17 protein-coding genes are annotated in these 16,945 nt (G+C 63.2%); 1 reads left to right on the top strand and 16 read right to left on the bottom strand.

What is annotated here, in order from left to right; translation table 11 throughout:
• Nucleotides 1-284: 284 nt before the first annotated feature.
• On the top strand, nt 285-1,103 hold the full coding sequence (locus FLP30_RS04810; protein ID WP_149278820.1) for a response regulator transcription factor: 819 nt from the start codon (nt 285-287) through the stop codon (nt 1,101-1,103).
• Nucleotides 1,104-1,247: 144 nt separating this feature from the next.
• On the opposite strand, the gene thiD is transcribed toward FLP30_RS04810, so the two are convergent.
• The 16 genes from thiD to FLP30_RS04730 all read right to left on the bottom strand — a co-directional run bounded on the left by thiD (nt 1,248) and on the right by FLP30_RS04730 (nt 16,924).
• On the bottom strand, nt 1,248-2,069 hold the full coding sequence (gene thiD / locus FLP30_RS04805; protein ID WP_149278819.1) for a bifunctional hydroxymethylpyrimidine kinase/phosphomethylpyrimidine kinase: 822 nt from the start codon (nt 2,067-2,069) through the stop codon (nt 1,248-1,250).
• 11 nt (nt 2,070-2,080) lie between these two features.
• Entirely contained in the window at nt 2,081-3,430 is a 1,350-nt protein-coding gene (glmM, locus tag FLP30_RS04800) for a phosphoglucosamine mutase (protein ID WP_149278818.1), read from the bottom strand.
• Nucleotides 3,431-3,545: 115 nt separating this feature from the next.
• Nucleotides 3,546-4,595, bottom strand: coding sequence for a dihydropteroate synthase (gene folP / locus FLP30_RS04795; protein ID WP_210419311.1), 1,050 nt, complete (start codon nt 4,593-4,595; stop codon nt 3,546-3,548).
• A 95-nt stretch (nt 4,596-4,690) separates the two neighbouring features.
• Nucleotides 4,691-6,607 carry an ATP-dependent zinc metalloprotease FtsH gene (gene ftsH / locus FLP30_RS04790; protein ID WP_149278817.1) on the bottom strand — a complete coding sequence of 639 codons (1,917 nt, stop codon included), beginning with the start codon at nt 6,605-6,607 and terminating at the stop codon, nt 4,691-4,693.
• Nucleotides 6,608-6,726: 119 nt separating this feature from the next.
• Nucleotides 6,727-7,968: a tRNA lysidine(34) synthetase TilS gene (tilS, locus tag FLP30_RS04785; RefSeq protein ID WP_149280222.1), complete on the bottom strand. Its 1,242-nt coding sequence runs from the start codon at nt 7,966-7,968 to the stop codon at nt 6,727-6,729.
• A gap of 102 nt (nt 7,969-8,070) precedes the next feature.
• Complete coding sequence (locus FLP30_RS04780) at nt 8,071-8,904, bottom strand: tetratricopeptide repeat protein (protein ID WP_149278816.1); 834 nt, start codon at nt 8,902-8,904, stop codon at nt 8,071-8,073.
• Nucleotides 8,905-9,066: 162 nt separating this feature from the next.
• Nucleotides 9,067-9,540 carry a peptidoglycan-associated lipoprotein Pal gene (gene pal, locus FLP30_RS04775; RefSeq protein WP_149278815.1) on the bottom strand — a complete coding sequence of 158 codons (474 nt, stop codon included), beginning with the start codon at nt 9,538-9,540 and terminating at the stop codon, nt 9,067-9,069.
• A gap of 337 nt (nt 9,541-9,877) precedes the next feature.
• Nucleotides 9,878-11,245, bottom strand: a complete 1,368-nt coding sequence (gene tolB / locus FLP30_RS04770) for a Tol-Pal system beta propeller repeat protein TolB (protein ID WP_149278814.1) — start codon at nt 11,243-11,245, stop codon at nt 9,878-9,880.
• 27 nt (nt 11,246-11,272) lie between these two features.
• On the bottom strand, nt 11,273-12,277 hold the full coding sequence (locus tag FLP30_RS04765; protein ID WP_210419309.1) for an energy transducer TonB: 1,005 nt from the start codon (nt 12,275-12,277) through the stop codon (nt 11,273-11,275).
• Nucleotides 12,278-12,306: 29 nt separating this feature from the next.
• The gene (gene tolR / locus FLP30_RS04760; RefSeq protein WP_149278812.1) at nt 12,307-12,738 is read right to left on the bottom strand and encodes a protein TolR; all 432 of its coding nucleotides are present in this window, start codon (nt 12,736-12,738) and stop codon (nt 12,307-12,309) included.
• Nucleotides 12,739-12,741: 3 nt separating this feature from the next.
• Nucleotides 12,742-13,359: a protein TolQ gene (gene tolQ, locus FLP30_RS04755; RefSeq protein WP_408834561.1), complete on the bottom strand. Its 618-nt coding sequence runs from the start codon at nt 13,357-13,359 to the stop codon at nt 12,742-12,744.
• A gap of 224 nt (nt 13,360-13,583) precedes the next feature.
• Complete coding sequence (ybgC, locus tag FLP30_RS04750) at nt 13,584-13,997, bottom strand: tol-pal system-associated acyl-CoA thioesterase (RefSeq protein ID WP_149278810.1); 414 nt, start codon at nt 13,995-13,997, stop codon at nt 13,584-13,586.
• Nucleotides 13,994-15,064, bottom strand: coding sequence for a Holliday junction branch migration DNA helicase RuvB (ruvB, locus tag FLP30_RS04745; protein ID WP_149278809.1), 1,071 nt, complete (start codon nt 15,062-15,064; stop codon nt 13,994-13,996). The genes ybgC and ruvB overlap by 4 nt, the downstream gene beginning before the upstream one ends.
• Complete coding sequence (gene ruvA, locus FLP30_RS04740; protein WP_149278808.1) at nt 15,061-15,669, bottom strand: Holliday junction branch migration protein RuvA; 609 nt, start codon at nt 15,667-15,669, stop codon at nt 15,061-15,063. The genes ruvB and ruvA overlap by 4 nt, the downstream gene beginning before the upstream one ends.
• On the bottom strand, nt 15,666-16,172 hold the full coding sequence (gene ruvC, locus FLP30_RS04735; RefSeq protein WP_149278807.1) for a crossover junction endodeoxyribonuclease RuvC: 507 nt from the start codon (nt 16,170-16,172) through the stop codon (nt 15,666-15,668). Before ruvC ends, ruvA begins: the two co-directional genes overlap by 4 nt.
• 2 nt (nt 16,173-16,174) lie before the next feature.
• Nucleotides 16,175-16,924 (bottom strand): YebC/PmpR family DNA-binding transcriptional regulator, encoded by a 750-nt coding sequence (locus FLP30_RS04730; protein WP_149278806.1) that lies wholly within the window; start codon nt 16,922-16,924, stop codon nt 16,175-16,177.
• Between the last annotated feature and the right edge of the window lie 21 nt (nt 16,925-16,945).

Raw genomic sequence — 16,945 nt, 5'->3', positions numbered from 1 at the left:
ACAGAGGCCCAAAAGCCTACTTTGTGGCAATTGTGGCAAAAGCTGCGCGTGAGGTAGCTTGATATAACATTGAAAATTAAGGGGAATGAAAAACCCCAAATAAGTTCCATATCAAATGAAAAATAACATTTATCTAATTATGGCATCAAAAGATGACCTTATCTGGGCGTCTAAGATGAAATTATGTTTATTTTTCCAAAAAGACGCGCCAAGGTGTAGGACACCATCACCAGCACAACCTTAAGATGTATGAAACCATATCGTCTCAGCCGTGAGGGCATACCATGCGCATTCTGTTTGCCGAGGATAAATTCACCTCCAGCCGCGCCATCCAGTCTGTTCTGAAAAAAGCAGGTCTGACATCAGACCTTGCCTGCTCCGGGCAGAACGCTATCGAACTTTTACGTAATTATGATTATGGCCTGGCAATTATCAGCCTCCATCTGGCCGACATGGACGGTTATGCGGTCCTGGCCACGCTCCGGTCTTTGAAAATTGCAACCCCGGTCATTATCATTGCCGCGCAGGATGTGCCGGATGCGCGCTTGCGGGCCTTTGGCATGGGCGCGGATGATTACCTGGCCGCCCCCTTTGATGTGGCGGAACTGGTGGCCCGGACCCATGCTGTGCTGCGCCGGTCCAACGGGTTCTCCCACCCTGTCATTCAGGTCGGGGATCTGACACTGGATCTGAACAGCCAGAGTGTCAGCATCCGTAATCAGCCCGTGCACCTGACAGGCAAGGAATTTGCCATCCTTGAACTGCTGATTATGCGCAAGGGCATTGCCCAGACCAAGGAAACCTTCCTCAATCATCTTTATGGCGGGCGGGATGAGCCCGATATTAAGATTATTGATGTCTTTATCTGCAAGCTTCGCAAAAAGCTGCAGGCCGTTGGTGCGGGTGACATGATCTCGACCGTGTGGGGCAAAGGCTACATCCTGCACGATCCGCAGGTACGCAAGCCTGTTGCGGCCTCTGCTCCGGCTGTTGCTCCCACCCCTGTGCGCCATGTGCCTGATCTGACACTGGTGCCTGCCATGGCCATGCAGGAACACGCTCTGGCCCAGCAGCACCTGCGGCGTCAGGCTGTGGGTGAGTAAGGTGGCAAGGCAGACGGCCCGGTATGGTATCCCTCAGGCTATGCTGGGTGAATAAAGGCTAGCCCATGGCTGCAAACAGGCCTGCCCCATGACAAGAGATATGGGGCAGGCAGGCTTGATCAGCCCCCGGAGGTTGCTGCGGTTTCAGGCCGTGGGGTCCACGGCGTGCCATAGGGGGCCAGCCCCCCTGCCCAGACCGGGGGCGTGGATAATGGCGTTGCGGACATACTGGCGGGCCTGCGCCACCGCATCATGCAGGGGTATGCCCTGTGCCAGCCGGGTTGCCAGCGCGCTGGCCAGCGTGCAGCCGGTGCCATGTGTGTGGCGGCCGGGTAGACGCGTGGTGGGGAAGTCATGCAGCCCGTGTTCATCCATCAGCACATCCACCAGATCATCCCCAGGCAGATGGCCGCCTTTTAACAGCACGGATGCCCCTGTGGCTTCGTGCAGGTAGCGGGCTGCGGCGCGCATGTCGGCCACATCGGCCAGCACCATGCCTGTCAGATACTCGGCTTCTGGCAGGTTGGGGGTAATCACACTGGCCTGTGGCAATAACAGGCGGCGCAGGGCTTCCAGCGCTTCAGCCTTCAGCAGGACAGCGCCCCCCTTGGCAACCATGACTGGGTCTATCACGATCGGCAGGTCCGGCCGGGCCATTTTTGCGCGGGTGATTTCCTCTGCCACAACGGCAATTTCGTCACTGCCCCCCAGCATGCCGGTTTTGATGGCATCGGTTCCGATGTCGTCCAGCACACTGCGGATCTGGCTGCGGATAAAATCTGGCGGCACAGGCAGAATACCCTGCACGCCCACGGTGTTCTGGGCCGTCAGCGCGGTAATGGCTGTCGTGGCGTAGCCATGCAGGGCGGTAATGGTTTTGATATCTGCCTGAATACCCGCCCCTCCGCCGGAGTCACTGCCGGCAATGGAAAGAACACGGGCTTTGGCGGTGGGGTGCTGGGGCATTGGAGTGTCCTTCAGGCTGGCAGGGCTGCTTGTTCCAGCACGTCGCACATCATGCTGACAGCCTCGTCCACCAGAGCCATGTCTTCGGCTTCAACCATCACGCGTACCAGAGGTTCGGTGCCGCTGCGGCGCAACACAAGGCGGCCGTTGCCTGCCAGGCGGCGTTCCACGTCCTGCTGGCGTTGGCGTACTGCTGGCGTGTCCAGCGGGCAGGCGCCCTGATAGCGCACATTGCGGAGCAGTTGCGGAAAGGGGCGGAACAGGCGGCAGACTTCGCTTGCAGGCCTGCCTGCCCCGATCAGCACAGCCAGCACCTGCAATGCAGCCACCAGCCCATCGCCCGTGGTGGCAAAATCGGTCAGCACCATATGGCCCGACTGTTCGCCCCCGACGTTGGCTCCAAGCTCGCGCATGCGTTCAACCACGTAGCGGTCGCCCACGGCGGTACGTTCAAGCCCGATCCCCAGTGTGGCCAGAAAACGCTCCAGCCCCATGTTGGACATGACCGTGGCCACCACGCTCCCGCCGACCAGTCGCCCTTCGCGCATCCAGGACTGGGCGATCAGCGCCAGAATCTGGTCGCCATCGACCAGATGGCCGGTTTCATCGGCAATCAGTACGCGGTCGGCGTCACCATCAAGGGCAATGCCCAGATCGGCCTTGTGTTCCAGCACAGCCGCGCACAGGGTCTGGGCATGGGTGGAACCACAACGGTCGTTGATGTTCACCCCATTGGGGTCGCATCCGATCCGGATAACCTCGGCCCCCAGTTCCCACAGGGCGGTGGGGGCCACGCGATAGGCCGAGCCATTGGCGCAGTCGATGACAATACGCATGCCATCCAGCCGCAGCCCGCGTGGGAGGGAGGCCTTGGCGTTTTCCACGTAGCGCCCGGCGGCGTCGTTCAGGCGTGAGGCACGGCCGATCTGGTCTGGTGCGGCCAGATGGGCTGACAGATCGGCCTCCATCAGGGCTTCGATCTCGCTTTCATCCCGGTCGGACAGCTTGAAGCCATCGGGGCCGAACAGCTTGATCCCGTTGTCACCATACGGGTTGTGGGATGCCGAGATCATAACCCCGAGATCAGCCCGGAGTGAGCGGGTGAGCATGGCAATGGCCGGTGTGGGCAGCGGGCCGACCAGCGTGACATCCATCCCCGCAGAGAGAAAACCAGAGACCAGCGCGCTTTCGATCATATACCCCGAAAGCCGTGTGTCCTTGCCCAGCAGCACGCTGTGCCTGTGGTCGCCACGCCGGAAATGCAGGCCAGCCGCCTGCCCCAGCTTCTGGGCGATCTCTACTGTCATGGGTGCGGTGTTGGCTGTGCCGCGGATGCCGTCTGTTCCGAAAAAACGCTTCATGCTGCCTGTTCCATGCCGCGGCAGGCCCCCATGGCCCGGCGCGTGTCAGCCGTGTGCGTTGCCGCTGTGGCTGTTGTTTCTACCTAAAACGGTTTGAGGTCTGAAGAAACCGTGTTCAGGCGTCTTCCGTGCCAGCAGGCGTGTGTAATGCCTGCCAGAGCCGCATACTCTGCACCATGCCCGGCACATCATGCACCCGCAGCACCGCAGCCCCCAGGGGCATGGCCTCCAGTGTTGCGGCCTGTGTGCCCGGGTCTCGTGCCTCGGCCCGAGGTTCGCCCGTCATGGCCCCGATCATGCGCTTGCGGGACAGGCCAAACAGCACCCGGCAGCCCAGATTGGCCAGCAGCAGGCGGCGGCGTAGCAGCGTGACATTCTGCTCATGGGTTTTGGCAAAGCCAAAGCCGGGGTCCACCATCAGCCGGTCATGGCTGATCCCGGCTGCCAGAGCGGCGTTGACCCTCTGACCCAGTTCGCGCACCACGTCGCAGGCAACATCGGAGTATTCTGTGTGGGTGTCCATGGTCTGCGGGGTGCCACGCATGTGCATGAGCACCACACCACAGTGCCGCTCTGCCAGAAGCGGCAGCGCCTGCGGGTCATGCTGGAGGGCTGTGACATCGTTGATGACATCGGCCCCCGCAGCCAGTGCCCGGTCCATGACAAGGCTGTTGCGGGTGTCCACCGACAGGGCAACAGTGGGCAGGTTTTGGCGCAGGGCCTCCAGCACCGGGCCTACGCGGTCCCATTCCTGCTCGGGCGTGACGGTTGCAGCCCCCGGACGGGTGCTCTCCCCCCCGATGTCCAGCACCCGGCACCCGGCATCGGCCATGGCGCGGGCTGCACCCAGCGCCTGCGCCACCCCGAAATGCTGCCCGCCGTTGCTGAAACTGTCGGGGGTGACGTTGAGAATACCCATAACCTGAGGCCCGTCAGGCAGATGGGCCGGGGGGGCTGCCCGGGTCAGGCGCAGTAGCACCCCCTGCCATGGGCCGGGGATGTCCTCGACCCGCATGGGAGCGGATGTGTGGGTGCCGTCGATCAGCCGGGCCATGGTAAAGGCCACGGGGCCACCCATGAGCGGCAGCCCGGTGCCGTGCTGTATGGCCGCACGGGCATCTGGCCCGTACAGCAGGCCCATGGGTTCAACCAGTCTGTTCCACATAGTGCTGATCCGATGTTGCTGTGACGGGCTACCATACGAAAGAGGCGGCACAGAATGCCGCCTCTTTCCCTTTGGTCAAAACGTGGTGCCGGGGGTTAGCCGGGCTGGGGCACCGGAGCCGGGCCACTAGCCGGAGGGGTGTCGTCCGACACAACCTGAGGCACGGACCCACGGCGGTTGATCGGGCCGTTGTCTTCCTCCTCAGCACGTTCAATGGGTTGGCCGCGCATGATCTGGCGGATTTCCTCGCCGGACAGTGTTTCAAACTCCAGCAGAGCTTCGGCCAGACGGTGCAGGGCATCAACATTGTCGTACAGGTAGCCGCGGGCCTCGATATAGGCGGTGTCGATCAGGGATTTGATTTCCTCATCAATTTCACGCGCGGTCTGTTCCGAGAAGTTGCGCGACGCACCGGCAAAGAAGCCACCGCCCTGGTCGTCATCCACATAGGCGATCATACCCAGCTTTTCGCTCATGCCCCATTCGGTCACCATGCTGCGGGCAACGCGGGTGGCCATTTTGATATCGCCCATCGCGCCGTTGCAGATGTTGTCCTTGCCGTAAACGACCTCCTCCGCCACGCGGCCACCCATGGCCACCACAAGGTGGGCAAAGGCGTTCTTGCGGCTCATGGACAGGCGGTCGTCCTCGGGCAGGCGCATGACCATGCCCAGTGCACGCCCACGCGGGATAATGGTGGCTTTGTGGATGGGTTCGCTCTCGGGCACCAGCACGGCGGTAATGGCGTGGCCAGCCTCGTGGTAGGCGGTGCGCTTCTTTTCCTCATCATTCATCACCAGGGACCGGCGCTCAACGCCCATCAGCACCTTGTCCTTGGCGTTTTCAAATTCACGCATGGAAACGGTGCGGCGGCCAAGGCGCGCAGCGGCCAGAGCGGCCTCGTTCACCAGATTGGCCAGGTCCGCGCCGGAAAAGCCGGGTGTGCCGCGGGCAATAATGCGCGGGTCCACGTCGGACGCCAGAGGCACCTTGCGCATGTGCACACGCAGGATTTTCTCACGCCCGTTGACGTCCGGGTTGGACACCACAACCTGCCGGTCAAAACGGCCGGGCCGCAGCAGGGCGGGGTCCAGCACGTCGGGGCGGTTGGTGGCTGCGATCAGGATAACGCCTTCGTTGCTTTCAAAGCCGTCCATCTCGACCAGCATCTGGTTGAGTGTCTGTTCGCGTTCATCGTTACCGCCGCCCATGCCTGCGCCACGATGGCGGCCCACGGCGTCGATTTCGTCAATGAAGATAATGCACGGTGCGGCTTTCTTGCCCTGTTCGAACATGTCACGCACGCGGGAGGCACCAACACCCACAAACATTTCCACAAAGTCGGAACCGGAAATGGTGAAGAAGGGCACATTGGCTTCCCCCGCGATGGCGCGGGCCAGCAGGGTCTTACCCGTGCCGGGCGGGCCGACCAGCAGCACCCCTTTGGGGATCTTGCCGCCAAGGCGGGTAAACTTCTGTGGGTCCTTGAGGAAGTCCACGATTTCCTGCAACTCGCCCTTGGCTTCATCAATGCCTGCCACGTCATCAAAGGTAACGCGGCCCTGCTTTTCGGTCAGCATGCGTGCGCGGGACTTGCCAAAGCCCATGGCGCGGCCACCTGCACCCTGCATCTGGCGCATCATGAACAGCCATGCCCCGACCAGCAGGATAATGGGCAGCGAGTTCAGGAAGTAGCGCAGCAGGGGGCTGCCGTCCTGATCCAGCGGCTTGGCCACCACCTCGACCCCCTTGCCCACCATGCGCGAGACAAGGGAGAGATCGGTTGGGGCATAGGTTTCAAAGGCGGTGCCGTCCGTCAGCGTGCCAGAGATGTTGTGGTTCTGCATGACCACAGACCGGACACGGCCGGAATCAACATCTGTCACAAAGTCGGAATAGGCCAGCTGCTGGGCTGCGTGCTGTGTGCTCCCTGGTTGGAACATGTTTACAAGCAGCAGCAGCACCAGGATGATGCTGACCCAAAGTGCCAGATTGCGGCCTAGATTGTTCATTGTGCCCGAATATCCATGGTTCTGGCGCGCACGCGCCTGTACAAGGGGTGTATCTTGCCCGTGCGACCGTCGAAAAAGCAACCTCTGCCCTTATATAATGGGTGCTGGCGGCCATATTCCTAGTATGCAGGGCAAACATATTGTTCCGCCCAGCCCCCGGAGCCGCCATGCAGGCTGCCCCCCGTCACCACACCGGGGGGGTGGAAGGCGATGTCGGCCCCGGCCCAGCCTGCCTCAGCCAGACCCAGATGGGGCACAGCCACACGCCTGCCGCCCTGCCATACAGCAGGCAGGGTAGCGCAGAACAGCGCGGGCCAGCCCTGACGGGCCGCACGGGGCAGCCCGGAGCCACAGGCACCAATGCTGACATCAGGACGTGTGCTGGCCAGAGCGGGCATTGCGACAAGCTGGAAGCGGTTGTCCCACACAAGCCCGACGCGTGCGGGTTGCGGGGGGGCAATGGCAGCCTGTTCCCGCACAAGATACCACTGCCCCTGCCACCGGGTCAGCCGTGCCCCCCCCAGTGTTGCCGCCTGCCCTGCTGTGTGAAGGCGGGCAACAGCCGCTGGGGCTGGTGGGTAGGCCATGCCGCCTACGGCACGGAGCAGGCTGGCCAGAACAGCCGGTTCGGGCAGAGTAGCCCCCAGCCGTGCCCAGCCCAGTGGTGACAGGGACACCTGCCGGGCTAGTACCCCAGCCATGGCCACCATCTGGCGCATGCGCCCTGCCCCGGCCTGCATGGCCATGTGCCAGTACTGGTCGCGCAGGTGGGGTTGCTGGTGCAGGGTCTGGCGGACCCGTACGCGCTCGGCCCGTCTGTCGTCGTTTGAGGGATCATCCACCCAGGGTTCGCCCGCAGCAGTGAGCGTGGTGCGTAACGCCTGACGTGAGACATCAAGCAGTGGGCGGATCAGGCGCAGGCCCGGTCGCATGCTGACCCAGCCCATGGCTGCCAGCCCGTCTGGCCCACTGCCAGCGCGTTCGCGCATGCAGGCGGTTTCGGCCTGATCATCGGCCTGGTGGCCTAGTAGTAGGTCCACACAGCCTGCATCCTGACAGGCCTGAGCCAGCGCGGCGTAACGAGCCTGTCGTGCCCGTGCGGCAATACCGGGGCCATAGGGGAGGTCGGTCAGGGTCAGCAGGCGGGCTGTCAGGCTCATGTGGCGCAGGCGCTCGACCGTCCAGCGCGCTTCCTGCGCGGATTCAGCCCGCAGCCCGTGGTCAACGACAAGAGCCAGCAGCGTGGGGCGCCAGTGCCGTGCCAGCCATGCCAGACACAGGCTGTCCCCCCCGCCCGATACGGCCACAGCGACCGGCGGAGGGCCAGACCCGTCAGCCAGAAAAGGGCCAAGGGCGTGCATCCTGCTGGCAAACCAGGCAGGGGTAACCGGGCTGGGGGAAAAAACAGCCCGGTCGGAACCGGCAGAGGCGACGCCCTGCTCTTGTGGTGTCAGCACCCGAGGTTAGCGGCAACCGCCCCGCTGGGCATAAATGTCGGAGGCCCGGCTGACACGTTCCGCAGGGTTGGGGAATTCGCTCTTCAGCTTGCCCAAAGCCTCGCAGGCGGCTTTTTTGTCGCCCAGAGCCAGCAGGGTTGCCGTGACACCCAGCAGGGCGTCGGGGGCACGTGCACTTTTGGGTGACAGCTTGTACGCGTCATAATACGCCACGGCGGAGGGGCGGTATTCCTTCTGCCCGGCAAGGGACTGCGCCAGTAGGAACTGGGCATCGACCCGGAACGCCCCTTTGGCGTTTTTCAGCGCAGCTTCCGCATTGTCATGCGCGGTGGTGTAGTCCTTGTGCTGCAAGGCTTCCTTACCGGCTTTCAGCAGGCCATCGGGCGTGGTGGCGCGGGCGCTGTCAGTGTCTGATGATGCGGCGGCTGTCGTGGCAGCGGCGGCACTGGCGGCCCCACCGGCCCCGGTCTGGGCGGCAAACTGGCTGTCGGCCACCTGCTTGGACAGGGCTGCGGTTTTTTGTTGCAGGTCGTTGGTCAGCTGGTCGATTTCACCGCGCATTTCGCGCTGCTGCTGTTCCAGCGTGTTCACCCGCTCAAGCAACTGGGCCACAAGGTCGCCATTGCCGGATGTGGCGGGGCTGGCTGACGGCGCGGGCAGGCTGCCGTTCCCCTGGGATTCCTGCATCTGGTTCAGCGTCTGGCGCAGCGCCAGGATCTGGTTCTGAAGGGTAATGCCTTCGCGGCTTGTTATGTCCTGAGCCTGGGCCAGTGTGCTGGCGCTTGTCACCAGTGCTGTTGCCAGCCCCAGTACCGCCAGGCCGTGGCGGGCCTTATGCATTGTCGTCACCCGGGCCTTCATCAGAAACCTCACCGTTCATCTTGGGTTGGCAAGGATTCATCCTTCCGCCCCGCAAAATCAAGAGCCGAAATGCAAAACAGGCCGGACCAAAATGGCCCGGCCTGCTTGTCTGCGTTACAAGATATCGGAAAATCCGACGTCTTATTTGACAGAGGTAATGGCGTTACGGTTCTGGGCCCATGCTTCCTCGTTGTCACCGAGGGCGGTCGGGCGGTCCTTGCCGTAGGAAATGGTGGAGATGCGAGAAGACGCAACACCCTTGGCGACCAGTAGGTCACGAGCGGAGTTGGCGCGGCGCTGACCCAGGGCGATGTTGTATTCTTCCGTGCCACGGTCATCGCAGTTGCCAGCGACTTCGACATTGACCTGCGGGTACTTCGCCATCCAGTCAGCCTGCTTCTGCAGGGTGGCTTTGGCGTCGTCGGTCAGGCCGCTCTTGTTGAAGGGGAAGAACACGCGATCGCCAACATTGGCCACCAGGTCAGCTTCGCTACCCGGAACCGGGCCGGCGGGCTGGACAACGGCAGCGGTGGAAGCACCGGTGTTTGCCTTTTCATTCGCGCAAGCTGAGAGAAGAGCAACCATGCCAAGCGCGGCAACAACTTTCAGTCTCATGTGTCGGATCCTGGGAATCAGCCCCACAGCGGAGCTATTCGGAGAAAAGAGTTAAAACCTTGTATCCCCGCGTATTCTTCTAGCTCCTCTCCGAATCCATCGAAGAGCCGCCGAATTTTGGAGACCATTTCGCCGTAAGCCATAGCTTGAAGTGGGGGTCAAGCGGCATATCGTTTGCGCGTGTCAGCCATGTTGCGACTGATACCGAAAAAACACAGTTTTTTCAGATATACTGGAGCCATTTCACCATTCTTTAACAGTGAACTATGGCCAGATTAAGAACACTCATGCCGCTGCACCGGCCCGCGTCGGGGTGGTGCAGCGGGGGTGAGGTCGCTTAGCCGTTCAGGGGGGACCACGTCGGGTCGGAGGCCTCTTCAGGCGTCGGCACGTGGCGGTCGTTAAAGCCGGTAATGTCCACCATCTTCAGGGTGGAGCTAAAGCCTGCCCCACCGGCCCCGGCGCGCGTCTGGTTGCAGTAGGCCAGCACACGGCCATTGGGGCAGAAGCTGGGGCTTTCCACCGTAAAGCCCTGCGTCATGATCCGCTCGCCCGAACCATCGGGGGCCATGACCCCCAGCGAGAACATGCCGTTGGCAATCCGGGTAAAGGCGATCAGGTCGCCCCTGGGGGACCATACGGGTGAGCCGTAGTTGCCCTGCCCGTAGGAAATGCGCTGCGCGTTACCGCCCGATGCGGGCATGATGTAAAGCTGCGGCGACCCGCCACGATCGGAGTTGAAGACAATCTGCGACCCGTCGGGGTTGTAGCAGGGGCTGGTATCAATCGCGCCCGAGGCAGTAATCTGCCGCCGTGCGCCCGATGCCAGATCGACGACAAACAGGTCGGACCCACCCCCACGCGTGACCGACAGCACAACCGAATGCCCGTCGGGCGAGAAGTGCGGCGCAAAGGAAATGCCCTGGAAGTCACCCAGCAGCTGCTGGCGGCCGCTGTTGAGGTCGAACAGATACACGCGCGGGCGGTTGTTGGCATAGGACATGAAGGCAAGCTGGTCCTTCACGGGGCTGAAGCGCGGCGTAATGGTCAGCCAGTTGCCTGCGGTCAGCATGCGGGCGTTGGCACCGTCCTGGTCCATGATGGCCAGACGTGTGCGCTGGTGCCCACGCGGGCCAGAGCGGGAGATAAAGGCGATCCGGGTGTCAAAATAGCCTTTTTCACCCAGCATGCGCTGATAGATGACATCGCCCACAATATGGGCAATCCGTCGCCAGTTGGCGGCCGATGTGGTGTAGGCCGTGCCCTGGATCTGCTGGTGGGCCAGCACGTCCCACAGGCGCATTTCCACCCGCAGGGAGGACCCGCCACCCGACACGCTGCCTGTCACCTGGGCATGGGCACCCATGCCTTTGGCAGCGGCAAAGTCCGGCTGACCAGAGGGATTGCTGCCGCGGATAACCTTGAACAGACCTGTGTTGTTCAGGTCGTTTGCCAGTACCTCGGAAATCTTCTGGCCCATGTCCCCACCAAAGTCGGGGATGATGATGGGAATGGGCGCGGTGCGGGCCTGGTCAACCGTAATTTCGGCTTCCTGCCCTGCGGCCGACTGCGCAAACCCGCTCAGCGGTGTGGCCAGGATACCGGCAGCAGCGGCACCGGCCCCCAGCAGCGTGCGGCGGCGAAAGGCAGAGGCAAGGATATCCGCGTCATGGTCGGAAATAAGCGGGCGGGTGTTCAGCAACATGTCATGTCCTCCCTTGCGGCCCGGAACTCAGGGCCGGAATACGAATTTGAGTTGCCGGGGTTGTCCAAGCAGCTCCTTGGGAATGGGCAGTTTGGCGCAGGTCGGGCTCAGCACAGCCGCGCGGGCGCGTTCGGCCAGCGCACGGTAGGATGAATCCGCATTCATGCGGGCCTGCGTTTCGGGCGCGAACTGCACAATACGCGCCTCCCCGGTGTCATCCACGGTCACGATCAGGTGCGCCACAAAGGTGGCGTAGTCCTTGGCGGCCGTGTCCTCGGTGTAGCAGCGGCGTACCTGCGCGCCGATGGCCTTCTGCTGGCCGACACTCAGGCTGCCCACGATATTGCCCACCGGGCTGCCACCCCCCTTGGGCGACCCGCCAGCCAGGGGGTTGGCGCGTGCCTTGGGGGCGTGTGTCTGCTTCTGGTCCGACCGGAAGGTATCAAGCGTTTCCAGCAGGGAATGGGTTTCCGGCTGGGGTTTCTTGGCCTTGTTGGGCTGGGTGATGTGCGAGGGCACAACCGTATCGGGCAGGGTGTCGGTGGGCTGTGTCAGGGGTGATGGCGTGCTGACCGCATGCGTGGGCGACACCGGTGCCGGGGGGGCTGGCGGTGTTTTGACAGGCACGGGCGAGGGCTCGTCCGCCTTGGGCGGCACCGGCACGTCAGGCAGGTCCTGCGTCTCCTGCGGTGGCGGAGGCGGCACGGGCTGCGGTGGCGGTGGTGGCGGCGGAGCTTCCTCGTTCGGCACGGCCTTGGGGGGCTCGGGCGTGGGCGGGGCTTCCTGCTCGGCCGGGGCGGGCGGCTTGGGGTTTTCGGCGGGGGCGTCGGCCTTGGCCGAGGGGCCGCCATTGTCGGTGGTGGATGGCTCAAACGCCATTTCAACCGTGGGGGGTGGGGGCTCTTCCGGCGGTTTAGGCGGCGGAAGCGTGACCAGAATAGCCAGAAGGAGCGCAACATGCGCCCCCCCCGACAGGTAAAGCGACCGCCGGAGCAAAATCCGGTCGGAACGGCGTGGCCGTGCCATGGGCATTGTTCGTACCTCTGCGCCCGTTCTGGGGCTTAATGCCCGGTGCTGGCAGGCTGCTGCGCCAGCAGGGCCACGTGCGTGAAGCCACCTTCCGTGATCTGCCCCATGATCTGCATGACGCGGCCATAGTCGATATGGGCGTCACCACGCACAAAAATACGGTGCGAGGGGTCATTGTTGGAAGCAGCCTTGAGTTCGGCCACAAGCTGGTCGGGCGTTACGGCGTTGTCGCCCAGATACAGCCCGCCATCCGCCTTGATCGACACGGTAATGGGCTTGGTATCGGAATTGACAGGCCGCGCATCGGTCTTGGGCAGGTCAACATTGACGCCGCTGGTCATCATGGGGGACGTGACCATGAAGATGATCAGCAGCACCAGCATGACATCGACCATCGGTGTCACATTGATTTCGGCCATGGGGCGCCTGCGGCGGCCCCCCTTTCCCCCGGACGCCATGCCCATGACTTACGCCCTTTCCTCGGACTGGCGGGACAGGATGGCGGCAAACTCGGTCCCGAAGCCTTCCATCCGGTCCTGGAACAGGTCCAGGCTGTTGCTGATCACGTTATACGCCACATAGGCGGGTATGGCGGTCAGCAGGCCGATGGCGGTGGCAAACAGGGCTTCCGAAATGCCGGGTGCCACAACGCTGAGGTTGGTGTTGTGTTCGGCCGCGATGGAGCTGAACGAATGCATGATGCCCCACACCGTGCCAAACAGCCCCACAAACGGAGCCACAGGCCCGACCGTGGCCAGAAAGATGACCCACCGGCGCAGGCGGTCCATTTCCCGCGTGATGGTAATGTCGATGGCGCGGTCCACGCGCTCCTTCACACCACCGCGCACCAGGTCCACACCGGGGATGCGGGCCGACCGGCGCCATTCACCCATGGCAGCACCAAAAACGGCGGCCAGCGGGTTGGTGGGCTTTGCGCCATCGCTTTCATACAGGCTGTCCAGGCTGCCGCCGGACCAGAAGCGGTCCTCAAAACCAGCGGCGGCCCGGTTGATGCGCCGCAACGTCACGATCTTGTCGAAAATGATGGCCCAGACCACCACACTGCACAGCAGGAGCCCCACCATGACCAGCTTGACCACGAGAGAGGCGTTTAAGAACAACGCCCAAACCGACAGGTCTCCCGCCGTGGCTACGCCGAGATTTGCCGCATCAACCGCACGATCCAATAATGCCTCCTGCCTTTATGCCCGCTTTCGGGTCATCAGCTTGCGACTCGGGCGCGCGCAGACGCATCCCGACATGTGCTGTCTATTACTTGTTTCCAGAACAAAGCAGAAGAGGTGCCTTGTCAGTCCCGGGCTGTGAGCTGGCGCAGCAGAGCATGCCATGACGGCGGAAATCGGGCAGGCCGCCCATTGTCTGTGCGAATACAGGCTAATTTGACATCAACCAGCGCGCAGTGCTGGTCGCCTTTGGTCACAATCTGTTCAAGCCTGCAGCTTGCCGCGCCAAGTTCTGTCAGCCGGGTGTGGATGCTCAGCACATCATCCAGCCGCAGGGGGGCTTTGTAGGACAGGTGGACATCGCGCACCACAAAGACCAGCCCGTGGTCTCTCTCCAGTTCAGAAACCGGGTGGCCCAGACTGCGAATAGCCTCGGTGCGGGCGCGCTCGGCAAAGGCCAGATAACGGGCGTGATAGACAATGCCACCGGCGTCCGTATCTTCGTAATACACTCTGAAATCGATGGAATGGGTGCTCATGGGTCCCCTTCGGCATCAGTCAGAAGGTCGAACTGGGGATTGTCCGCACCGTCAGGCCGTGGGGGTGGGGGCAGGCCCAGATGGCGCCATCCCCTTTCCCCTAGCACACGCCCGCGGCTTGTACGCAGCACCAGTCCTTCCTGGATGAGATATGGCTCGATCACATCTTCCAACGTATCGCGTGATTCGGCCAGTGCTGCGGCCAGAGTTTCCACACCGACGGGGCCACCGTGGTGATATTCCGCAATGCGGCGCAGGTAGCGGCGGTCCATGCCGTCCAGCCCCAGGGCGTCAACCTCCAGCCGTTGCAGCGCGGCGTCGGCCAGGGTGGCATCCACCGGCTGGTCGGCCGGAATGGACAGGGAGGCAAAGTCGCGCACCCGGCGCAAAAGCCGCCCGGCAATACGCGGGGTCCCGCGTGACCGGCGGGCAATTTCCATGGCCCCTTCTGCCGACAGGGCAAAGCCCAGCTTGTCGGCCCCACGGGCGACAATGCGGCACAGTTCCTCGGGTGTGTAAAAGACAAGCCGTAGCGGAATGCCAAAGCGGTCGCGCAGGGGGGTGGCCAACAGGCCTGCGCGCGTGGTGGCGGCGACCAGTGTAAAGGGGGGCAGGTCGATCCGTACCGAGCGCGCAGCCGGGCCTTCTCCGATGATCAGGTCGAGCTGGAAATCCTCCATGGCCGGATAGAGAATTTCCTCAATCGCGGGTTGCAGGCGGTGGATTTCGTCAATGAACAGGACGTCGCGTGGTTGCAGGTTGGTCAGGATCGCCGCCAGATCACCCGCACGCTGGATAACCGGGCCGGAGGTGGCGCGAAAACCCACCCCCAACTCGCGCGAGACAATTTGCGCCAGAGTGGTTTTGCCCAGCCCCGGTGGGCCATGCAGCAGCACATGGTCCAGTGCCTCGCCGCGCTGGCGGGCGGCCGCGACAAAAATGGACAGGTTTTCCCGGCTGGCCTGCTGGCCGGTAAAGTCGGCCAGGGTTTGCGGGCGCAGGGCGGCGTCGGGCGTGTCGTCCCCCTGGCGGGTGGGGTCGAGTTCCCGCTCTGGGGCGCGGCTCATCTGGCCAGGTCTTTCAGGCTGTCACGCAGGACGGTGTCCAGCGTTGCGGCGGGGCCAAGCGTGTCCATAATCCGGCGGACCACGGGGGCGGCCTCGGCCCGGCGGAAGCCAAGCCCGGCCAGCGCCATCAGGGCATCGGCCTCAATCCCGCCAACAGGGGTGGCCATGGCAGGCACCACAACACCGCCGCCACCGCCGGGCATTTTGCCTGCCCGGTCACGCAGCTCTGTCAGGATACGCTCGGCCAGCCGCCCCCCCACGCCGGGGGCGCGGATCAGGCTGGCCTTGTCCGACACCATAAGAGCGGCCACCAGTTCCCCCGGTGACAGGGTGGACAGGATGCCAAGGGCCACCTTGGCCCCAACCCCCTGCACGCTTGTCAGCAGACGGAACCATTCGCGCTCGGCGCTTTCGGTAAACCCGTACAGCAGGATCGCGTCTTCCCGCACAACGGTTTCTATCAGCAGGCGGGCTTTTTCGGGTGGGTTGGGCAGGGCGGACAGGGTGCGGGTTGAGGCCGCAACCAGGTAGCCCACGCCGTTGACATCCACCACGCAACTGCCCAACTCGACCTGGATGACAAGGCCACACAAAAAAGCGATCATGCCATTCTTACCCCGGTTGCAATGTGGCGGGCACTGGCGCGATGGTGCGCGTGGCAGATGGCCACGGCCAGAGCGTCCGACGCGTCGGCGCGGACAACCTCCACACCTGGTAGCAGGCGGCGCACCATCATTTCCACTTGTGTCTTGTCAGCACTGCCTGTGCCGACAACGGCTTTCTTGACTGCCAGCGCCCCGTATTCCGCCACCACCAGACCCGCAAGGGCCGGGGCCAGCAGGGCGACACCACGCGCATAGCCCAGCTTGAGTGTGGCGGCACCATTGCGGTTGACGTAGGTTTCCTCCACCGCAGCTTCGGCGGGGGTCCACTGGTCAATCAGGGTCAGCAGGTTTTCGTGCAGCACCTTCAGCCTGTCTGGCACGCTGTCGGCGCTGTTGGTGGCGATCACGCCGTTGGCGACGTGGCGCAGGCGGTTACCCTCGACATCAATCACCCCCCAGCCTGTAAAACGCAGGCCGGGGTCGATGCCAAGCAGGCGCACCACTGTCAGGACGACAGCTTTTCGGCCAGGTCGTCGGGCAGGTCGAAGTTGGCGTACACGTTCTGCACGTCGTCATGGTCGTCCAGCACGTCCAGCAGCTTGAACAGCGTGCGGGCTTTTTCTTCGTCCAGGGTTACGGTGTTTTCAGGCCGCCAGTCCAGCTTGGCGCTTTCTGGGTCACCAAAGCGGCTTTCCAGCGCGTCACGCACGGTAAAGAAGGACTCTACCTCGCAGGTGACTTCGTGCCCGGCGGGGCCGAAGGTGGCGTTTTCCGCCCCGGCTTCGATCGCGGCATCCAGCATGTCTTCTTCCGACGCGGCGCTGGCCGGATAGGCCAGCACACCCAGGCGGCGGAACATGAAGGAGACGGAGTTGGTTTCCCCCAGGGAGCCACCGTATTTGGAAAAAGCCGCCCGCACGTCGGACGCAGTGCGGTTGCGGTTGTCGGTCAGCCCTTCCACGATCACGGCAACGCCTGCGGGGCCGTAGCCTTCGTAGCGCACTTCCACGTAATCATCGCCCGCGGCAGCGCCGGACGCCTTTTTGATGGCGCGCTCGATGGTGTCCTTGGGCATGTTCACTTCCCGCGCGGCGGTAATGGCGGCGCGCAGGCGGGGGTTGGAGGCCGGGTCGGGCAGGCCCGAACGTGCGGCCACCGTCAGCTCACGGATAACCTTGGCAAACTGCTTGGCCCGCTTGGCGTCCTGCGCGCCCTTGCGGTGCATGATGTTCTTGAACTGGGAATGACCAGCCATATTCCTTAACCTTGTCTGTCC

The organism is Acetobacter vaccinii (genome assembly GCF_008365315.1).
GTDB lineage: Bacteria > Pseudomonadota > Alphaproteobacteria > Acetobacterales > Acetobacteraceae > Acetobacter > Acetobacter vaccinii.
The sequence above is the reverse complement of the archived record's forward strand: the minus strand, read 5'-3'. Positions and strand labels throughout refer to the sequence as shown.

Coding starts and splice junctions, on each gene's coding strand:
- FLP30_RS04810 (WP_149278820.1), top strand. CDS start 285: ATGCGCATTCTGTTTGCCGAGGATAAATTCACCTCCAGCCGCGCCATC.
- thiD (WP_149278819.1), bottom strand. CDS start 2,069: ATGCCCCAGCACCCCACCGCCAAAGCCCGTGTTCTTTCCATTGCCGGC.
- glmM (WP_149278818.1), bottom strand. CDS start 3,430: ATGAAGCGTTTTTTCGGAACAGACGGCATCCGCGGCACAGCCAACACC.
- folP (WP_210419311.1), bottom strand. CDS start 4,595: ATGTGGAACAGACTGGTTGAACCCATGGGCCTGCTGTACGGGCCAGAT.
- ftsH (WP_149278817.1), bottom strand. CDS start 6,607: ATGAACAATCTAGGCCGCAATCTGGCACTTTGGGTCAGCATCATCCTG.
- tilS (WP_149280222.1), bottom strand. CDS start 7,968: ATGCACGCCCTTGGCCCTTTTCTGGCTGACGGGTCTGGCCCTCCGCCG.
- FLP30_RS04780 (WP_149278816.1), bottom strand. CDS start 8,904: ATGCATAAGGCCCGCCACGGCCTGGCGGTACTGGGGCTGGCAACAGCA.
- pal (WP_149278815.1), bottom strand. CDS start 9,540: ATGAGACTGAAAGTTGTTGCCGCGCTTGGCATGGTTGCTCTTCTCTCA.
- tolB (WP_149278814.1), bottom strand. CDS start 11,245: ATGTTGCTGAACACCCGCCCGCTTATTTCCGACCATGACGCGGATATC.
- FLP30_RS04765 (WP_210419309.1), bottom strand. CDS start 12,277: ATGCCCATGGCACGGCCACGCCGTTCCGACCGGATTTTGCTCCGGCGG.
- tolR (WP_149278812.1), bottom strand. CDS start 12,738: ATGGGCATGGCGTCCGGGGGAAAGGGGGGCCGCCGCAGGCGCCCCATG.
- tolQ (WP_408834561.1), bottom strand. CDS start 13,359: ATGGTGGGGCTCCTGCTGTGCAGTGTGGTGGTCTGGGCCATCATTTTC.
- ybgC (WP_149278810.1), bottom strand. CDS start 13,997: ATGAGCACCCATTCCATCGATTTCAGAGTGTATTACGAAGATACGGAC.
- ruvB (WP_149278809.1), bottom strand. CDS start 15,064: ATGAGCCGCGCCCCAGAGCGGGAACTCGACCCCACCCGCCAGGGGGAC.
- ruvA (WP_149278808.1), bottom strand. CDS start 15,669: ATGATCGCTTTTTTGTGTGGCCTTGTCATCCAGGTCGAGTTGGGCAGT.
- FLP30_RS04730 (WP_149278806.1), bottom strand. CDS start 16,924: ATGGCTGGTCATTCCCAGTTCAAGAACATCATGCACCGCAAGGGCGCG.